This is a genomic window from Mesorhizobium sp. M4B.F.Ca.ET.017.02.2.1, assembly GCF_003998955.1.
Lineage (GTDB): Bacteria > Pseudomonadota > Alphaproteobacteria > Rhizobiales > Rhizobiaceae > Mesorhizobium > Mesorhizobium abyssinicae.
The window spans coordinates 1-997 of the sequence record NZ_RZOF01000645.1; the positions used below are offsets into that span (position 1 = coordinate 1).

Here is a 997-nt window from a genome sequence, read left to right on the forward strand (position 1 = left end):
ATATGAGCAACGAGATTGTACGCCGTGTCGCCGCAGGCAGTGCACTTCCTGGGTAGCTGCTAACGAACTCGGCGAGTTCAGATATGGCCCGCACTGAGATACTCCAATATATCCGCTTGTTTCGCGATAAAATGCCTGCCAAAATGGAGGCTGACGTTGTGCAGGGGGACGGCTATTAGCGCCGCAGCCGGTCAACGCCTCAAGGGATTTGTTGCGTCTGAGACAGCACGCGCGTGCTGGTGGCGCACGTCATGCAGGTTCTCTTGCAATCGAACTGCAGGCTCTTGCGAAGTTATCGATCAAATTGCGACAGGCGGGCTCACTGTCGTACATCCACTCAGGGTGCCACTGTACGCCGACCATGAATGGCCGGCCGGGGGCCTCGATCGCCTCGACGACACCATCGTCAGCTCGCGCCGAAACGACGAATTCAGGAGCCAACTGTTTAACGGCCTGGTGGTGATAGCTGTTTACTCGGAAAGACGATGATTGCGCTCCACAGAGCCGCCACAGCTGCGTGTCGCGTTCCAGCTGAACCTCGTGAACCGTCTTATCCAACGGGGTGCCATCGCGATGATCGATTACGTTTTGTAGTTCATCTAAGGTATGAGGATAGATCGTACCCCCGCCTACAACATTCAACATCTGCATCCCTCGGCAGATGCCGAGAACGGGCATGGGCCGATCGAACGCTGAACGGGCGAGCGCGAATTCGAAGTCGTCGCGCTCGGGGATCATCCGTTGAACAGCGGGGTGCGGAGGCGCGCCGTAAAGTTCGGTTGGAAAATCGCCACCTCCAGTAAGAACGAGACCAGAAACGAGGTCTAATAACGCGCTCACGTCATCTTCTTTGAGATAAGGCAAGATGATCGGAACAGCGCCGGCTTTCTCGATTGCGCTTACATAGTGGACGAGACAGAAGTAACCATCCTTTTCCACGTCGAAATTGCTGACGATTCCTATGACTGGTCGCATGTGCTTTGCCATCTTGAATGGG

1 protein-coding gene is annotated in these 997 nt (G+C 55.4%); it reads right to left on the minus strand.

Going from position 1 to position 997, the window contains the following annotated elements; translation table 11 throughout:
- Window positions 1-249: 249 nt before the first annotated feature.
- Window positions 250-997, minus strand: a 748-nt coding sequence (locus EN738_RS34575) for a gamma-glutamyl-gamma-aminobutyrate hydrolase family protein (RefSeq protein ID WP_135899141.1), incomplete at its 5' end; no start/stop codon positions are given.